This is a genomic window from Streptomyces sp. NPDC090499 (assembly GCF_044769305.1).
GTDB lineage: Bacteria > Actinomycetota > Actinomycetes > Streptomycetales > Streptomycetaceae > Streptomyces.
The window spans coordinates 1,334,432-1,352,055 of record NZ_JBIVXP010000001.1 but is presented as its reverse complement, the minus strand read 5'-3'; the positions used below and the strand labels follow the sequence as shown (position 1 = coordinate 1,352,055).

The window sequence follows — 17,624 nt, the reverse complement described above, 5'->3', positions numbered from 1 at the left end:
GAAAGTATGGGCGGGCCAGGAGACCCACCTGAGGGGACACCCGAGGGCGCCCCCGTGGGTGGCGAGGACGAGTACCGATCCGTCGTCTTCGACGAATCGTTCGTCCGCGCTGCCCGCCTCCAGGAGTCCTCCGCGCGCGAACGCATGACCGACCACGCGCCCGCCGTGCGCCGCCGCCCGCCGCTGCGCCGGGGCCTCACCCGGCAGGCCCTGATCCTGGTCGTGCTGATCCTCGTCGCCTTCGGCACCGCGATCTACATGGGTGTCCGCCACCCCTACGGCACCGACGAGTCCCAGCAGCCCGTCGAATCCCTGCGGATGACCGTCATCCCGCTCTCCCCGCAGGGCAGGGTGCCCGGCGCCGCCGATGCCGAGACGCTGTTCGCGCACAGCCCGGCCGCGCAGTACGAGGTCGGCGCCGAGGGGATACCGCTGCCGGCCGCCCGGAGCACCCCGCACTTCTCCGACAGCCAGGTCGTCACCGCCCTGACCACGGCCAAGGACTACCTGGTCCGCTCCTCGCTCTATCCCGAGGTCCTCGACAGCAGCGAGGTGCGGCCCACGCGGGCGCTGCTCGACCCCGGTCAGCTCGACCAGTTCGACCAGAGCGTCGACCACCCGGCGGCGGACGGCCGGCACGCCCCGACCGGATGGCTGGTCCGCTTCGACCCCACCCGCGCCGAACTCGCCGACCCGAGGATCCGCGTCCAGGGCAGCCTGACGGCCACCGAGACCGACCCGGCCACCCTGGAGGTCACCGCCGACCACACCTTCGTCTACGCGCTGCGGCCCACCGGCGCCCCGGCCGGCGCCCAGGCCTCCCTGTTCACCGTGCGCCGCCAGCTGACCTTCCGCTTCGACCGCGACGACCTGCGCCTGCACCAGACCCAACTGGTCGTCTCCTACGTCCAGGCGGGCCCCCTGTCCTGCGCCGAGGACGCCGCCGACCACCTGCACCCCCTGCTGGCCGGCCAGACGGCCAGGGCGGGCGGCCCCGCGGGCACGAACCCGTTCGCCCCGGACAGCGCCACCGCCCTGTGCGGGACGCTGTCCACCGCGGCCGAACCGAAGGTCTGACCGGCCGGACCGGCATCCGACCGGCGCCCCGCCCCATGACGACGAGAGGGTCGGAAGGGGGTGGCCCCCGCTACGCCTCGCCGCCCTCCGGCTCCGGGGGAGTGTCCCGGGGCGGCGCGTCCTTCGGCGGCGGCGCGCTCGTGAACCCGTCGAAGCCGCGCTTCACCCGGCCGCCCAGGTTTCCCGCCCCGCCCGCGAAGTCCGAGACCAGCTTCATCAGCGGGTCCTTGGAGCTCTTCACGTCACTGGCGTAGCTCGCCGCGGACTCCTTGAACGAGTCGCCGACCGAGGTGTCCTTGTCCTCGGTCCGCCGCGGGTAGTGGCCGTCCATGATCCGCTGGTAGTCGCGGGACTCGGCCCACTTCTTCAGCTCTGCCGCGCGGACCGTGGTGAAGGGGTGCGAACGCGGAAGCACGTTCAGGATCTTCAGGACCGAGTCCCGGAGGTCGCCGCCCGCCTCGTACTCCTCGGCCTGCTGCAGGAACGCGTCCACGTTCATCTCGTGCAGGTGGTTGCCGCCCGCGATCTTCATCAGGCCGCGCATCGAGGCACGCAGGTCCTGGCCCACCAGCAGCCCGGCCCGGTCGGCGGACAGCTCCGACTTGCGGAACCACTCCCGCAGGGCCGTCACGATCGCCAGGATCGCCAGATTGCCCAGCGGGATCCAGGCGACCTTGAGCGCGAGGCTGGTCAGGAACAGCAGGATCGTCCGGTACACCGAGTGCCCGGACAGCGCGTGCCCCACCTCGTGGCCGACGACCGCCCGCATCTCCTCCTCGTCGAGGAGTTCCACCAGGCCTGTCGTCACCACGATGATCGGCTCGTCCAGGCCGATGCACATCGCGTTCGGCTGCGGATCCTGCGTCACGTACATCGGCGGGACCTTCTCCAGGTCCAGGATGTAGCAGGCATCCCGCAGCATGTCGTTCAGGTGGGTGAACTGCTGGTCGGACACCCGGACCGAGTCGGACAGGAACAGCAGCCTCAGGCTCCGCTCCGGAAGCAGCCCGCTGAGCGCCTTGAAGACCGCGTCGAAACCGCTCAGCTTCCGCAGCGCCACCAGGGCGGAACGGTCCGCCGGATGCTCGTACGCACGCGAAGAGATCCCCGGGAACCGCCTGCGCTGCCTGCTCGGCACCCGCTCGTGCCCGTCCTGCTCGTGCCCGTTCTGCTGGTGGCCGTCGTCGGACATGTCATCCCCCATGTGCGTGAGTGTCTGCCGTGCCCCCGGGGCAGGGCCCAGCCTAGGCGGATATACCGTGGTCGGGCAGTACAGCCGAAGGAGTCCTCATGGAGCACCACCCCCCGGCCGCCTGGCTCCCCCAGGCCGCGAGCGCCGCCCAGCACCAGGGCTCGGGCGATCTGCTCCGGGTCGTCATCGTCGTCATGTTCGTCGGCTGCGCACTGACCGCCTGGTTCCTGTTGCGCGGGTACAAACAGAAGGACGACTGAGCCGCCGCGAACGTTCCCCGATGGAGGAGTCGGCGTGATCGCCGCCGGGGCGCCCGCATACGATGAGCCGACAGCTTTATCCCGTCCACACGCGATAGGTCCTGCCGCAGATGATGAATCTCCACAGCGCCGCTGCCCAGTTGGTCACCCTCGCCGCAGAGGGCGAGGAGCACGGCGGCAACCACAACAGCCTCAACCCGGCCGTCACCGGCGGCAGCGCCTTCGTCATCCTGCTGCTCCTGCTGTGGATCACCACCCGCTTCAACCGCGACCGCTGAGCCGGACTCCGGGCCCGGCACCGGTCCTCCGGGCGGGGCCCACGGGCCGGGCCGGTAGGGTCTGCACGCATGGGAGAGCAGGACATGCCTACCGGTCCGGCAGCTGACGAGGCCGACGACATGGCGACACGGCCGCGGTACACGCCGGCGGGCCCCGCACACACCGGCAAACGCCGCCTCGGCGTCATGGGCGGAACGTTCGACCCGATCCACCACGGGCACCTCGTGGCGGCCAGTGAGGTCGCCGCCCAGTTCCACCTCGACGAGGTGGTCTTCGTGCCCACCGGGCAGCCGTGGCAGAAGACGTCCCGCGCCGTGTCACCGGCCGAGGACCGCTACCTGATGACGGTCATCGCGACCGCGGAGAACCCGCAGTTCTCCGTCAGCCGCATCGACATCGACCGCGGCGGTCCCACCTACACCGTCGACACCCTGCGGGACCTGCGCGCCCTCAACCCCGACACCGACATGTTCTTCATCACCGGCGCCGACGCGCTCGGGCAGATCCTCACCTGGCGGGACTCCGAGGAACTCTTCTCCCTGGCCCACTTCATCGGCTGCACCCGGCCGGGCCACCACCTGACCGACCGCGGTCTCCCGGAGGGCGGCGTCTCGCTGGTGGAGGTTCCCGCGCTCGCCATCTCCTCCACAGACTGCCGTGCGAGAGTCGCCAAGAGCGACCCCATCTGGTACATGGTGCCGGACGGAGTCGTGCGCTACATCGACAAGCGCGAGCTGTACCGCGGCGAGTGAGCCGAGAGGGGCACCGGTGAACGACCGATACGACGCGGGCTACGGAAGCGACCAGTACGAGCTCGTCGGCTACGACGAGTACGGACAGCCGGTGTACCGCCAGATCCCCGCGCAACAGCAGCAGACGTACGACCCGTACGCAGGGCAGGGGCAGGGGCAGGGGCAGGGGCAGGGGCAGGGCTACGGCTACGACCCGTACGCCGGCGGCGGGCAGCAGACCGCGCCGTCGTACGACACCGGGCAGCAGGCCCCCGTCCACGACACCGGCCGGCACCCGGTCATGCCCGCCTACGACCCGTACGGCACCGGCGGCCACGCCGTCCACGACCCCTACGGGCAGGCGGCCACGAGCGGCCGGCAGCCCCGGGTCGCCGAGCAGACCGCGCACATCCCGCAGCAGGCCGGACCGGCCGACCACGCGGCCGGTCCCCGGCAGACCGAGGACGAACGGGACTACCACACCGGCCAGTTCGCGTTCGTCGAACAGCCCGACGGCGACTCCGAAGACGTCATCGACTGGCTGAACTTCACCGAGAACCGCACCGAGCGCCGTGAGGAGGCCAAGCGCCGCGCCCGCAGCCGGATGGTCGCCCTGGTCGTCGTCCTCGCCCTGGTCGCCGCCGGCGGCGTCGGCTACCTCTGGTACGCCGGAAAGATCCCCGGCCTGTCCTCCACCACCGCCAAGGGCGGCACGACGATCTCCGCGGCCGCCCAGAAACGCGACGTGGTCGTCGTCCACCTGCACAACACCGCAGGCGGCGGCACCTCGACCGTGCTGCTCGTCGACAACACCACCACCAAGCAGGGCAGCACCGTCCTGCTGCCCAACTCCCTCGCCCTCACCGACGACGACGGCACCACCACGACCCTCGCCAAGTCCGTCGACGGCGACGGCTCCTCCGGCACCCGCGACCAGCTCGACACCGTCCTCGGCACCAACATCGAGGGCACCTGGCGCCTCGACACCCCCTACCTGCAGAACCTCGTCGATCTCGTCGGCAACATCGACATCGACACCAACGCAGACGTCCCCGACCCGGACACCAAGAAGAAGGGCGCGGAACCCCTGGTCAACCAGGGCAAGGACCAGACCCTCGGGGGCAAGGCCGCCGTCGCCTACGCCACCTACCGCGCCTCCGGCGAGGCCCAGAACGCCCAGCTGGAGCGGTTCGGGCAGGTCATGCAGGGAGTGCTGCGCAAGCTGTCCTCCGACGCCGCCACCGCGACGACCACCGTGCAGACCCTCGCGCAGATCCTCGACCCGTCCCTCACCGACAAGGACCTCGGCACCTTCCTGGCCAAGCTCGCCGACCTCGCCAAGGACGGCGACTACAAGACCGCCCTGCTGCCGGTGCAGGGCGACGGCACCCTCAGCGCCGACACCAGCTCCAGCGTCGTGAAGGACATCCTCGGCGGCACCGCCAAGAGCCCGTCGGCGGGATCCGCGGTGCGCGTCTCCGTCCAGAACGCCACCGGCGTCAAGGACGACACCGAGAAGGCCCGCGTGGTCCTCGTCAACGGCGGCTACACCTTCCTGGAGGGCGGCACGGCCACCGGCACCCGGGCCGCCTCCGAGGTGCTGTACTCCGACGCCGCCGACAAGGAGAACGCCACCGAGGTCGCCAAGACCCTCGGCCTCGGCGCCGGTACCGTCCGGAAGGGCACCGTCGGCTCCGGCGCGGACGTCTCGGTCGTCCTCGGCCAGGACTACAAGCCGTCCTCCTCCTGAGGTGGCCCGCCGCACCCCACGTGACCCGGTAATCACGTGGGGTGCGCCCGGCGGTCCGTGAGACCCTTGAGGTCAAACGACCGCCGACGGAAAGCCATGCAGTGACCGCAACCGACCGTTCCCTCGAGCTCATCACCGCCGCCGCCCAGGCGGCCGCCGACAAGCTCGCCCACGACGTCATCGCCTACGACGTCAGCGACGTCCTGTCGATCACGGACGCCTTCCTGCTGGCTTCCGCGCCCAACGACCGCCAGGTCAAGTCGATCGTCGACGAGATCGAGGAACGCCTCCAGAAAGAACTCGGCGCCAAGCCGGTGCGCCGCGAGGGCGACCGCGAGTCCCGCTGGATCCTGCTCGACTACATCGACATCGTCGTCCACGTCCAGCACAGCGAGGAGCGCGTCTTCTACGCCCTGGAACGGCTGTGGAAGGACTGCCCCGAGATCGAACTGCCCGCCGACGCCAAGGCCACCCGCGGCAAGGCGGCGGAGCACGCCAGGCTGCAGGCCGCTGAGGACTCCGGCGAGCCGGGCGGGAACTGGTGATGAGCGCCACCGGCGAGGTGACCGACCGCAGGGGCCGCGGCCGCCGCATCATCCTGTGGCGGCACGGCCAGACCGCCTGGAACGTGGAGCGCCGCTTCCAGGGCTCCACCGACGTCGAGCTCACCGAGACCGGCATCGGCCAGGCCCGCCGCGCGGCCCGCCTGCTCGCCTCCCTCGGCCCGGACACCATCGTCGCCTCCGACCTGCGGCGCGCCGCCGACACGGCCGCCCAGCTCGCCGCCCTCACCGGCCTCGACGTGATCCACGACGAGGGACTGCGGGAGACCTACGCGGGCGTCTGGCAGGGACTCACCCACGAGGAGATCATCGCCCGCCACGGCGACGAGTACGCCGCCTGGAAGCGCGGCGAGCCGGTCCGCCGCGGCGGCGGCGAACTGGAGACCGAGGTCGCCGACCGGGCCGCCCCCGTCGTGCTCCGGCACGCCGAGAAGCTCCCCGAGGACGGCACCCTCGTGGTCGTCAGCCACGGCGGCACCATCCGCACCACCATCGGCCGCCTCCTCGGCCTCGAGTCCCGGCACTGGGAGAGCCTCGGCGGTCTCACCAACTGCTGCTGGTCCGTGCTCGGCGAAGGCGCCCGCGGCTGGCGGCTCCTGGAGCACAACGCCGGCACCCTCCCGGAGCCCGTGCTCGGCGACGACGACTGAGGAACCTGCGGCCACCCGGCCCGCCCGGAGCCCGGATTTCACTTTCCGGCAGGTCGCAGGCTAAAGTTCTTCTTGTTCGCCCCGCCGAGCGGAAAGACGGGAAGAACGCAAGGGGCTATAGCTCAGTTGGTAGAGCGCCTGCATGGCATGCAGGAGGTCAGGAGTTCAATTCTCCTTAGCTCCACAGATCAGCACTTCGTACACTTGTCGATGACACTGTCCAGTTGTCAAAGATCCGTGCCGGAATCCCGTCCACTTCAGAGGGCGGGATTTTCTGTGTTCCACTCCCGGAGGATCTCGGCGGCCTCCTCCTCCGTCACCGGCCACAACCGCTGCCTGCGCTCCCGCAGCAACGCCACCCGCTCCCGCGTCCGTTCGTCCTCCGGCGTGTAGACCACGATCCGCGCCTCCGGCATCCCGTCGATCGACAACGACTGCGACGTCATCCGCAGCTCGCCCACGGCCTCATGACGGAACGTCTTCACCCGCGGCCCCGGCTGCGCCACCGCCCCGCTCTCCCACAACCGGGCGAAGTACCCACTGGCCTGGGACAGCGCCCGTATGAAGTCCTCCCAGGCCGGCTCGCCGACATGTCTGCCGTAGCAGGAGCGCAGGGTCGCCACCATCACCGGCAGTTCACGCCGCAGATGCACCACCGGGCTGGTCTCCTCCGGAACCGTGAACAGCGTCCACAGCACGTTCGGCACACCGATCCGCACCGTCTCCGGCACCAGGAACAGGTCCCGGTAGGCGGCGTTGGTGGCCAGCACGTCGTAGCGCGAGGTGTACACCACCGCCATCAGCGGGTCCAGCGCGTCGATGATGCCCTGCACCTCCGCACCGACCGTCCGGGACAGCCCCTCCGGCACCGGGGCGAACGGCACCTCCGCCAGCCGGTACAGATGCTCCCGCTCGGGCAGGTCCAGCATCAGCGTCCGCGCCACCGCGTCCAGCACCTGCGCCGACGCGTTGATCGGCCGGCCCTGCTCCAGCCACGTGTACCAGGTCACGCCCACCCCCGAGAGCTGGGCGACCTCCTCCCGGCGCAGCCCGGGCGTGCGCCGCCGCAGCCCCGGCGGCATGCCGACGTCCGCCGGCTGCACCCGGGCCCGCCTGCTGCGCAGGAACGCGGCCAGCTCCGGCCTGCGGCGGTGTGCTGTCGTCGCCATCGTCACGTCCCCCGTCGTCACGTCGTCCATCGTGGGCGCAGTCCCCGCCCCCTGCCAGGTGCTGCCAGTACCAGCATCGGCGGGCTCTCGGCACCCGTACCGGCTCGCCGCCACGCTCGGTCGCATGACGACGACATCCCGGACGGGACCAGGTCCCGCACCCGCTGCGACCCCTGCGAAAAGTGAAGCACCCGGCACCGACAACCAGCCCCGGCTGCTCCTCGCGGTCGTCCTCGCAGCCCTGTTCATGGCCGTGCTGGACGTTTTCATCGTGAACGTCGCGGCCCCCACCATGGGTTCCGAACTCCACGCCTCGGGCGGCGACTTGCAGCTGGTCGTGGCCGGCTACGCCATCACCTACTCGGTGCTGCTGATCACCGGCGCCCGGCTCGGCGACCGGCTCGGCCACGGCCGGGTCCACCTCGCCGGCCTCGCCCTGTTCACCACGGCGTCGCTCGCCTGCGGCCTGGCCCAGGGGGCCACCGAGCTGATCGTGTTCCGGCTGGTGCAGGGCGCCGGATCGGCGGTGATGATCCCGCAGGTCCTCAGCATCATCCAGCGTGTCTTCACCGGCGAGGCCCGCATACGGGCGCTCGGCGCCTACTCCGCGGTCCTCGCGGTCGGCGCGGCCGCCGGCCAGATCATCGGCGGCGTCCTGGTCAGCGCCGACCTGTTCGGCACCGGCTGGCGGCCGGTGTTCCTCGTCAACGTGCCCGTCGGCGCCGTACTCCTCGTCCTCGGCCGGCGCGTCCTGCCGCCCGGCGCCGGATCCGGTCCCGAGCGGGCCCGCGGCATGGACCTGCCCGGCCTGGTCCTGCTGGCGGCCGCCGTGTCGCTGCTGACGGTCCCGCTGGTGCTCGGCCAGGAGGAGGACTGGCCGCTGTGGTCCTGGCTGTCCCTGGCCGCCGCCGTGGTCCTGTTCGCGCTGTTCTGCGGGTACGAGGCGAGGCTGGCCCGGCGCGGAGGCGCCCCGATCGTCGCGCCCCGGGTGCTGCGCCACCCCGGCATGGGCCTGGCCGTCCTGCGGATCCTCGCCGTCATGGCCGTCAACGCCGGATTCCTCTTCACCCTCACCCTGCACGTCCAGAGCGGCCTCGGCTACAGCGCCCTGCGCGCCGGTCTCACCTTCGCGCCGACCGCCGTCGTCTTCGGCGCGGTCGCCCTCACCTGGCGCAGGTGGCCGGCCGCCTGGCAGCGGGCGCTGACCCCGGCCGGATTCGTGCTCACCGCGCTGGGCGCGGCCGGGGTGGGGCTCGCCTTCCACGGGGGCGGCGACGGGGGCGCGCGGCTCTATGTGGCGTACGCCGGTGTGGGCGCGGGTCTCGCGCTCGCGTTCAGCCCCACGCTCACCGGCGCGCTCGCAACCGTGCGCCCCGAGGACGCCGCGGACGCCAGCGGACTCCTCGCTACCGTCACCCAGCTCGGCCAGCTCATCGGCGTCGCCGCGTTCGGCACACTGTTCTTGAACCGGCTTGAGTCACTTGGGGGCCCGCAGGCGTATACCTCTGCGGAGGCGCTGTCAGCCTGCGCATGGGCGCTCGCCGCGACGGCGGCCGCGGGGGCCGTGTCCGGACTGGTACTGAGGCGTCGCTGACCGTATTGGTCCGGCCGTGGCAGAATCAAACGGCCGGAAGGGGGCGCGGCCCGACGGGAGGAGTAGCGATGCCTGCGAGCATCCTTGAGGAGGGCGGCCACCTCCTCGGTGCGGCGTTGATACGGGACACGATCACCCGGCTGCTCTGCCCTTCCTGCGGTTCCGCGCATGTCGCCCAGGTTCTGGGCGACAACGGCGGGATCTCCTACGTGTGCACGGCCTGCGGCCACAGCTGGAGCTGATCGATGGGTGCACACAGGCGGAAGTGCGACTGGTGCGGGAGTGGCACCCCCATCGTCCGCGACATGGAGCCGATCAACCCCGACTACCAGTACTGGTGCGAGGAATGCGCGCGGGCGCTGATCATAAAGGGCGACCCGATCGAGACCTACCGTGAGCTGGAGGGCGAGCCGATCTACGGCCGGCTCCTCGAAGAGCACTGCACGCTCAAACGCTTCTACTCGTTCGTCACGGCCTGACCGGGGCCCGGCTTCGGCAACGATGTCCGGGCGAGCGCCAGGAACACCACCCCGGTGACCGTGTAGAGCGCCGACAGCGTCAAGGCGACCGCGTTCTGGTGCAGTTCGGGCCGCCCCGGCCCGTGCGGCACCCACCACAGGGCGTACGAGCAGAAGACCAGCAGCGTGCCCGCGGCCACCGCCCGATGCCCGCGGGTCCACAGCAGCAGCACCACCGGCACGCACCACACCCAGTGGTGCGACCAGGACACCGGACTGATCAGCAGCGCGGTCACCGCGCTGGCGGCCACCGCCCAGGCCCGCCGGCCGCGCAGCTCCGCCCCCACCGCCACCGCGAGCCCCAGGACGGCCGTCAGGGCCGCCGCGGCGGCCCACAGGGCTCCCGGGTCGGGAGTGTGCAGCAGACGCGCCAGAACGCCGCGCAGGGCCTGATTCGCGGTCTCCTCGGCCCGCCCCACCCGTCCCGTCCGGAACACCATCCCCGTCCAGAACCGCCACGAGTCGTACGGCAGGACGGCCACCGCCAGCAGCGTCGCCCCCGCGAAGACGGCGGCCGCCCCGCGCGCGTGCCGCAGCCACGGGCCGCCGTCCCGTCCGGCGCGGCGCGCGGCCAGGCCGGTGACGAGCAGGAACACCGCGAACAGAGCGGGGGTCAGCTTGACCGCCGCAGCGAGCCCGACACCCACCCCCGCCCAGCGGTCCGGGTGTTCGGCGGGACGGCGTGACAGATCCCACAGCACCAGTACCGCCAGCAGCAGATTGACCTGCCCGTAGCGCACGGTCGTCCACACCGGCTCGCACCACACCGCCGCCGCCGTGACCCACAGGACGTGCTCCACGCGCGCGTGCCCGACGAGCCGCATCGACAGCCCGACGAACACCAGCAGCAGGACCAGGTTCCCGGCCGTCGCCACGGTCCGCATGCCCGCGACGTCCAGCAGCGTCAGCGGGACGAACAACATCGCCGCGAACGGCGGGTAGGTGGACGGCAGATGAGCCGCCGTCGTACGCAGCGCGTAGAGATCGCCGCCCGCGCGGACGGTCGCCCCCTCCGCCCGGTAGACCATCAGGTCGATCATCGACACGTGCGCGGCCCGCTGGGCCACCCAGAACGCCGTGAACGAGAGGAGACACGCCCCCAGTGCCACCGGCACCCGGCGCCGGGTCTCGGAGAACGCGATCACGGTCACGAAGCCCGACACTAGCGTCCGTATCCGTACAGAACGGAAACGATTTGGTGGTGCACCCCGTCCACCGTGTAATGTTGGCGTCGCCGCCAGGGAAACCAGGCGGACCAGAACACGGGGCTATAGCTCAGTTGGTAGAGCGCCTGCATGGCATGCAGGAGGTCAGGAGTTCAATTCTCCTTAGCTCCACAGAAGTCGAAGGCGGACCATCCGAACGGATGGTCCGCCTTCGACGTTGTCCCGGTCGGCATTGTCCCGAAAGCCCACGGAAACCCTGTCCACGGAACCTCCCTCCGCGACGGACTCCTCACACATACGTGGGGCGGGCCACCCGAACAGGGTGGCCCGCCCCACGCGTGCGTGAACGTGCGATCAGCGGCCCAGCGCCCGGCGGCCGCGGCCCTGCGAGAGAACCGGCAGGTTCTTGGCCGGCGCCTGCGAGCGCGTGTCCTCCTCCAGACGCAGGGCGAGCGCCGGACAGCGGCGCACCGCCCGCAGCGCCTTGGCCTCAGCGAACCGCGGTACCTTCGCCTGTGCGACCGTCGGGAACCCGTCCGCGCCCAGCTCGAAGACCTCCGGGAGGATGTCCGCGCACAGACCGTGGCCCCGGCACAGCGTCCAGTCGACGTAGATCTTCTGCCGGCTTCCGCCGCCGTTGTCCTCGGGCTCTCCGCCGCCCGGGATGCCCGAAGGCATCTTGCCGTCCTCGAAGAGCGGCAGAACGCCCTCCACGGGCCGTCCGCAGCCGTTTCCGAGAACGTGCGCGGCGAGGTCGTCGGTGAACGCCTTGATCGTCGACTCGAGGAACATCGCGGAGCCGTCCGGGTGCGAGCACGCCCCGCGCCGCTTCACGTTCTTCGCGACCTGCTTGAGCGCCTCCAGGGCGGCCGGTCCGCCGCCGTTGAGGATGTCCTCCATGCCGCGCGCGGCCGCCGGCAGACCCAGGTAGCAGGGACCGCACTGTCCCGCGCTCTCCTCCGCCAGCCACTGGGCGACCCGCAGCGACTCGCCCAGCGGGCAGGTCTCCTGCGTGATCGGCAGGATGGCACCGGCGCCCAGCGCACCGCCCACCGCGTCGAGCGAGTTGCGGGAGACGATCGCCTCGTTGACCGTGGCCGCATCGATCCACTTGCCGTGGTAGCCACCGGTCAGCACACCCTGCGGCACCGGCGGCGCACCGGCCAGCTGCAGGACGTAACGCAGCGGCACACCCGTGGGGACCTCGATCACCATGGGGCGGGCGACCGCACCGGAGACCGTCAGCATGACGGTGCCCGGCTCGTCGTACAGGCCGGTGTTGCCGTAACGCTCCGGGCCGATCCGGGCGGCGATCGCCAGCTGCGCGAACGTCTCCGCGTTCGACAGCAGCGTGGGTGCGCCGCCGACACCGTTCTGCGAGGCACTGGTCTTGCGGCCGGGCGGGATCGCCGGGCCGCCGTCGATCGACCGGATCAGCGACGCGGCGGCGCCGGTGACCATGCGGACCGGGTTGCGCTGCACGAACGCCTTCAGCGCCGAACGCCGACCGTTGCTCAGACCGCGCTCGGCGAGCGCCTGCTCCATGGAGCGCTGCGTGGACTCCCGGGTGACCCCCACCACGAGCGTGCGGGCACCCAGCGCCTCGGCGCACAGCAGCGCGCCGTCCAGGATCAGATGCGGGGCACGGTTGATCAGCACCGTGTCCTTACGGCAGGCCGGCTCGTCCTCACTGCCGTTGACGACGACGACCGGCCGTACACCGCGCTTGATCGCCGCTTCGGCGACCGAGCGCAGCTTCTTGTGGAAGGGGAAACCCGCGCCGCCGCGGCCCTTCAGGTTGATGCGCTCGGAGAGCTGCGCGAGCTGCTCCCCGCCCAGGGGTTCAAGCGGCCCGTGCACCTTGAGGTGCATGGGCAGATCGAGTCTTTCGACAAGGTCGAAGCCCGACGTGAGCTGAGGAAGACCGACCACGCGGACTTCTGGTACGTCGGGCAGGGCCTCGTTCACCTATAGCCTCCGGAAGGCGTGTTCCAAGGTTCGCCCGAACCCGGGGTGTCGAAGGACGCACCGGGCGGTGGTTCGTTGGCGGGACCGCTGTTGTACGTGTCATTCGAGTTGTACGTCCCGTACCGGGCATTCGTCTCACCCGTGTCGTACACATCACGTCCGCCCGTGCCGCCGGCGCCCGGATTGCCATAGGCCGGGATGTTGTATCCCGTGTCCTGCATCGGGTCGTACGTCGACCGGGGCGCCTCGCCGACCGGCGGCGGCGACGGGATCGGCCAGCTGCCCGAGGTGCTGGACGGGCCGTCCACGCGCTCCATGCGTGTGGTCTGACCGGCCGCGAACGGCGACTGCGGCTGGCCGGGCGCGGCCGTCGCGCGGTAGGCGGCGGCGAAGCCGGACGCCGGTTCGGGGCCGGGCGCGGCCGCCGCGCCCGGGAACAGCGGGTTCGGCTGTGAGGCCGCCGTGCCGGCGCGCGACGCCCTCGGCTCGCGCTCACGCGTGACCTCGTAGCCCGGCAGCCCGGACTCGCCCACCCGGGCACGGCTGGCGTCCAGATCGTCCAGCTCCGGCCGTTCCGAACTGCCGAGGACGGAGACGAGACGGTCGGCGACCCTCCGCTTGAACGGGCGCGGGGCGGCGCGCAGCGCCAGCGCCGCCATCACGCCGATCAGGCACAGGTCGTACGAGATCATGAAGAACGGCTTGGCCGCGCGGCCCGCGTACAGGCCGTGGATGAGGGCGGCGCACCAGGCCGGGTAGGCCAGCATGTGCATGGCCCGCCAGCGGGCCGCGACGACGGCCGGGGCGGCGAAATTGCTGCGCAGGGCGCCGGTGACACCCACGAAGATCATCAGCAGGCCGGCCAGTGAACCGAGGCCGATCAGGCCGGCGCTTCCGGTGATGCCGAGCGAGAACGGAATGATCGCGGCGATCACCACGGTGTGATCCAGTGCGATCTTCGTGACGATGTGCACCAGCAGGAACGCGATCGAGGCGACCGCAGTCGTCCGGTGCACCGCCTGGCCGACGATCCGCTGGCGGGTGTTGAGGAAGATGCGGTCCTGTGCGATCAGACCCCAGATCACCGAACAGCTCAGTGAGACGAGCGAGAGCACGCCCGCACCGAAGTTCAGAAACGATTGGAACTGGCTGCCTCCGGTCAGCACAACCACGGGTATGAGCAACAGGACGACAGCCGACGCCACCCCCCAGGCCGAACGGCCTGGCTTGGGGAGCGAGCTGTTACTACGACGAGGGTTCATGGGGGCAACTCCGAGCAGTTCGGGAAAGCGGTCCCGGTGCCGCAGCCTAAGTGGCGCCATACCGATCAGTACGAGGTTTGAGTTATTGCGTTGTTATCAAAGAGCGATGCAGCCCTGGTGATGTCCCATAGCGGGCGTTACGCGAAGTAATTTTTGAACCTGGTTCAACTCTCGTCCTGATGGTCGCCTCAGACACACGTGTCAACCGTTGATACGTAAGCGCGTCGCGGCTTGCTCAAGTGCTGCGGTACTCTGACGCCATGCGTGCCGTACGCCTTCTGCTTAGCGGGCCGCGCTGATCAGTCCCGACCGCCGCTGGAACGGCTGGTCGGCATCGGCGCGGCGTCCCCTCCTGTGCGAGGGGATTTTTCGTTTCTAGAACGTTCGCAGCCGCTGGCAGAGACGACCGATGGAGCTTTGAGGATCATGAGCGAGACGAACCCCGCTGCCGCCGCCACGTCGGCGGAGGCCGCGCCGCACCGCTACACGGCCGCCCTGGCGGCCGAGATCGAGGCACGCTGGCAGGACTTCTGGGACGTCGACGGCACCTACGCGGCGCCGAACCCCACGGGCGACCTGGCCGGTGACCCCGAGGTGGTCGCCCGGCCCAAGAAGTTCATCATGGACATGTTCCCGTACCCGTCCGGCGCAGGCCTGCACGTCGGCCACCCCCTGGGCTACATCGCCACCGACGTCTTCGCCCGCTTCCAGCGGATGAACGGCCACAACGTCCTGCACACCCTGGGCTTCGACGCCTTCGGCCTGCCCGCCGAGCAGCACGCCGTGCAGACCGGCGAGCACCCCCGGGTGACCACCGAGGCCGCCATCAACAACATGAAGTCCCAGCTGCGCCGGCTGGGCCTGGGTCACGACAAGCGCCGGTCGTTCGCCACGATCGACCCGGACTACTACAGGTGGACCCAGTGGATCTTCCTGCAGATCTTCAACTCCTGGTACGACGACGAGGCGGACAAGGCCCGCCCGATCTCCGAACTGATCGCCCAGTTCGAGTCCGGTGAACGTGCCGTACCGGGCCACACACGCGCGTGGCACGAGCTGACCGCGACCGAGCGCGGCGACGTCCTGGGCGAGTTCCGCCTGGCCTACGCCTCCGACGCGCCGGTCAACTGGTGCCCCGGCCTGGGCACCGTGCTGGCCAACGAGGAGGTCACCGCCGACGGCCGCTCCGAGCGTGGCAACTTCCCCGTCTTCAAGGCCAAGCTGCGCCAGTGGAACATGCGCATCACCGCCTACGCCGACCGGCTGCTGGACGACCTGAACGAGCTGGACTGGCCCGAGGCCATCAAGCTGCAGCAGCGCAACTGGATCGGCCGCAGCGAGGGCGCCCGCGTCGACTTCCCGATCGACGGCGAGAAGATCACTGTCTTCACCACGCGCCCGGACACCCTGTTCGGCGCGACCTACATGGTGCTGGCACCCGAGCACCCGCTGGTCGACCGGTTCGTCCCGGACGCCTGGCCCGAGGCCACCCACGACGTGTGGACCGGCGGCCACGCCACCCCCGCCGACGCCGTCGCCGCGTACCGCGCGCAGGCCGGCGCCAAGTCCGACGTGGAGCGCCAGGCCGAGGCGAAGGACAAGACCGGTGTGTTCACCGGCGCGTACGCGACCAATCCGGTCAACGGCGAGAAGATCCCGGTGTTCATCGCCGACTACGTGCTGATGGGCTACGGCACCGGCGCGATCATGGCCGTACCGGCGGGCGACCAACGCGACTTCGAGTTCGCGCGCGCCTTCGAGCTGCCGATCGTCTGCATCGTCGAGCCGACCGACGACCGCGGCACCGACACGTCGACGTGGGAGGATGCCTTCGGCTCCTACGACGCGAAGATCATCAACTCCTCGAACGACGACGTCAGGCTGGACGGCCTGCCGGTCGCCGAGGCCAAGGCCCGCATCACCGAGTGGCTGGCCCGCAAGGGCATCGGTGAGGGCACCGTCAACTTCCGGCTGCGCGACTGGCTGTTCAGCCGCCAGCGCTACTGGGGCGAGCCCTTCCCAATCGTCTACGACGAGGACGGCGTCGCCCACGCGCTGCCCGACTCGATGCTGCCGCTGGAACTGCCGGAGGTCGAGGACTACTCGCCGCGCACCTTCGACCCCGAGGACGCCGACACCCAGCCCGAGACGCCGCTGTCGCGCAACGAGGACTGGGTCAACGTCACCCTGGACCTGGGCGACGGGCCGAAGAAGTACCGCCGCGAGACCAACACCATGCCCAACTGGGCCGGTTCCTGCTGGTACGAACTGCGCTACCTGGACCCGCACAACAGCGAGCAGCTGGTCGACCCGCAGATCGAGCAGTACTGGATGGGCCCGCGCGCGGGCATGCCGCACGGCGGTGTCGACCTGTACGTCGGCGGCGCCGAGCACGCCGTGCTGCATCTGCTGTACGCCCGGTTCTGGTCGAAGGTCCTGTACGACCTGGGGCACGTCTCGTCCGCCGAGCCGTTCCACAAGCTGTTCAACCAGGGCATGATCCAGGCCTACGTCTACCGCGACGGCCGCGGCTTCCCGGTGCCCGCCGCCGAGGTCGAGGAGCAGGACGGCGCGTACTCCTACCAGGGCGAGAAGGTCACCCGCCTGCTGGGCAAGATGGGCAAGTCCCTGAAGAACGCGGTGACTCCGGACGAGATCTGCGCCGAGTACGGCGCCGACACCCTGCGCCTGTACGAGATGGCGATGGGCCCGCTGGACGTGTCCCGGCCGTGGGACACGCGCGCGGTGGTCGGCCAGTTCCGGCTGCTGCAGCGGCTGTGGCGCAACATCGTCGACGAGGCCACCGGCGAGGTCACCGTGACCGACGCCGAGGCGGACGTCGAGACGCTGCGCCCCCTGCACAAGGCGATCGACGGTGTCCGCCAGGACCTGGAGGGGCTGCGCTTCAACACGGCCATCGCCAAGGTCACCGAGCTGAACAACCACCTGACGAAGGCGGGCGGCGCGCTGCCGCGCCTGGTCGCCGAGCAGCTGGTGCTGATGATCGCGCCGCTGGCCCCGCACATCGCCGAGGAGCTGTGGCGCAAGCTGGGCCACACCGACTCGGTCGTGCACCGGGACTTCCCGGTCGCCGACCCGGAGTACGTCGTTGACGAGACCGTGACCTGCGTCGTGCAGATCAAGGGCAAGGTCAAGGCCCGCCTGGAGGTGTCGCCCGCCATCTCCGACGAGGAGCTGGAGAAGGCGGCGCTGGCCGACGAGACGGTCGTGAAGGCGCTGGGCGGTGCCGGGATCCGCAAGGTGATCGTCCGTGCGCCGAAGCTGGTGAACATCGTCACGGCGTGACACCCGCGGCCATCTCCGGGTGGTCCCCTACGGGCAGGTTCGGGGTTCTTCCGGAACTCCGGGCCTGCCCTTTGCGTTTACCGTTGAGGAGCACGGCCACCCACGCCGTGCCCGCAGGCGGCCGGGGTGGCGGGCAGCG

At 70.7% G+C, this 17,624-nt stretch carries 16 protein-coding genes and 2 tRNA genes; 13 read left to right on the top strand and 5 right to left on the bottom strand.

The genetic code is table 11. The features are described from left to right. Nucleotides 1-6: 6 nt before the first annotated feature. Nucleotides 7-1,077 carry a hypothetical protein gene (locus tag ACIQVL_RS06275; protein ID WP_403427692.1) on the top strand — a complete coding sequence of 357 codons (1,071 nt, stop codon included), beginning with the start codon at nt 7-9 and terminating at the stop codon, nt 1,075-1,077. 70 nt (nt 1,078-1,147) lie between these two features. Here ACIQVL_RS06275 and ACIQVL_RS06270 read toward each other — a convergent pair whose 3' ends face one another. Beyond that, nucleotides 1,148-2,269, bottom strand: a complete 1,122-nt coding sequence (locus tag ACIQVL_RS06270) for a M48 family metallopeptidase (RefSeq protein WP_403428173.1) — start codon at nt 2,267-2,269, stop codon at nt 1,148-1,150. A 98-nt stretch (nt 2,270-2,367) separates the two neighbouring features. Between ACIQVL_RS06270 and ACIQVL_RS06265 the strand changes: the two genes are divergently transcribed. The 7 genes from ACIQVL_RS06265 (at nt 2,368) to ACIQVL_RS06235 (ending at nt 6,686) form a co-directional block, all read left to right on the top strand. Next, nucleotides 2,368-2,529, top strand: a complete 162-nt coding sequence (locus tag ACIQVL_RS06265) for a hypothetical protein (protein WP_403427694.1) — start codon at nt 2,368-2,370, stop codon at nt 2,527-2,529. Nucleotides 2,530-2,639: 110 nt separating this feature from the next. Continuing rightward, complete coding sequence (locus tag ACIQVL_RS06260) at nt 2,640-2,807, top strand: hypothetical protein (RefSeq protein ID WP_167450157.1); 168 nt, start codon at nt 2,640-2,642, stop codon at nt 2,805-2,807. Between the two features lie 69 nt (nt 2,808-2,876). Continuing rightward, a complete protein-coding gene (gene nadD / locus ACIQVL_RS06255; RefSeq protein WP_403427696.1) occupies nt 2,877-3,560 on the top strand; it encodes a nicotinate-nucleotide adenylyltransferase in 684 nt (227 codons plus the stop codon). 16 nt (nt 3,561-3,576) lie between these two features. Next, on the top strand, nt 3,577-5,289 hold the full coding sequence (locus ACIQVL_RS06250; protein WP_403474573.1) for an LCP family protein: 1,713 nt from the start codon (nt 3,577-3,579) through the stop codon (nt 5,287-5,289). 101 nt (nt 5,290-5,390) lie between these two features. Then, nucleotides 5,391-5,834, top strand: coding sequence for a ribosome silencing factor (gene rsfS / locus ACIQVL_RS06245; RefSeq protein ID WP_403427700.1), 444 nt, complete (start codon nt 5,391-5,393; stop codon nt 5,832-5,834). Beyond that, entirely contained in the window at nt 5,834-6,502 is a 669-nt protein-coding gene (locus ACIQVL_RS06240; RefSeq protein WP_403427702.1) for a histidine phosphatase family protein, read from the top strand. Before rsfS ends, ACIQVL_RS06240 begins: the two co-directional genes overlap by 1 nt. Nucleotides 6,503-6,613: 111 nt before the next feature. Beyond that, nucleotides 6,614-6,686: transfer RNA gene (locus ACIQVL_RS06235), tRNA-Ala, on the top strand. A 73-nt stretch (nt 6,687-6,759) separates the two neighbouring features. Here the strand turns inward: ACIQVL_RS06235 and ACIQVL_RS06230 are convergent. Continuing rightward, on the bottom strand, nt 6,760-7,701 hold the full coding sequence (locus tag ACIQVL_RS06230; protein WP_403474572.1) for a helix-turn-helix transcriptional regulator: 942 nt from the start codon (nt 7,699-7,701) through the stop codon (nt 6,760-6,762). A 94-nt stretch (nt 7,702-7,795) separates the two neighbouring features. Here ACIQVL_RS06230 and ACIQVL_RS06225 point away from each other — a divergent pair, with 94 nt between their 5' ends. From ACIQVL_RS06225 to ACIQVL_RS06215, 3 genes are all read left to right on the top strand, one after another. Beyond that, nucleotides 7,796-9,265: an MFS transporter gene (locus tag ACIQVL_RS06225; RefSeq protein ID WP_403474571.1), complete on the top strand. Its 1,470-nt coding sequence runs from the start codon at nt 7,796-7,798 to the stop codon at nt 9,263-9,265. Between the two features lie 68 nt (nt 9,266-9,333). Next, the gene (locus ACIQVL_RS06220) at nt 9,334-9,507 is read left to right on the top strand and encodes a hypothetical protein (protein WP_107408581.1); all 174 of its coding nucleotides are present in this window, start codon (nt 9,334-9,336) and stop codon (nt 9,505-9,507) included. Nucleotides 9,508-9,510: 3 nt separating this feature from the next. Beyond that, a complete protein-coding gene (locus ACIQVL_RS06215) occupies nt 9,511-9,744 on the top strand; it encodes a hypothetical protein (RefSeq protein ID WP_006136074.1) in 234 nt (77 codons plus the stop codon). Here the strand turns inward: ACIQVL_RS06215 and ACIQVL_RS06210 are convergent. Beyond that, entirely contained in the window at nt 9,723-10,934 is a 1,212-nt protein-coding gene (locus tag ACIQVL_RS06210) for a glycosyltransferase 87 family protein (protein ID WP_403474570.1), read from the bottom strand. The two genes, ACIQVL_RS06215 and ACIQVL_RS06210, sit on opposite strands and share 22 nt — an antisense overlap. A gap of 113 nt (nt 10,935-11,047) precedes the next feature. Here ACIQVL_RS06210 and ACIQVL_RS06205 point away from each other — a divergent pair. Continuing rightward, nucleotides 11,048-11,120, top strand: a tRNA-Ala gene (locus tag ACIQVL_RS06205). Nucleotides 11,121-11,303: 183 nt separating this feature from the next. Here the strand turns inward: ACIQVL_RS06205 and ACIQVL_RS06200 are convergent. After that, nucleotides 11,304-12,917 (bottom strand): NADH-quinone oxidoreductase subunit NuoF family protein, encoded by a 1,614-nt coding sequence (locus ACIQVL_RS06200; RefSeq protein ID WP_293995625.1) that lies wholly within the window; start codon nt 12,915-12,917, stop codon nt 11,304-11,306. Beyond that, nucleotides 12,914-14,179, bottom strand: a complete 1,266-nt coding sequence (locus ACIQVL_RS06195; RefSeq protein ID WP_403427710.1) for a cytochrome b/b6 domain-containing protein — start codon at nt 14,177-14,179, stop codon at nt 12,914-12,916. Before ACIQVL_RS06195 ends, ACIQVL_RS06200 begins: the two co-directional genes overlap by 4 nt. A gap of 426 nt (nt 14,180-14,605) precedes the next feature. Between ACIQVL_RS06195 and leuS the strand changes: the two genes are divergently transcribed. Further along, entirely contained in the window at nt 14,606-17,485 is a 2,880-nt protein-coding gene (gene leuS, locus ACIQVL_RS06190; protein WP_403474569.1) for a leucine--tRNA ligase, read from the top strand. The last annotated feature ends 139 nt before the right edge of the window (nt 17,486-17,624 follow it).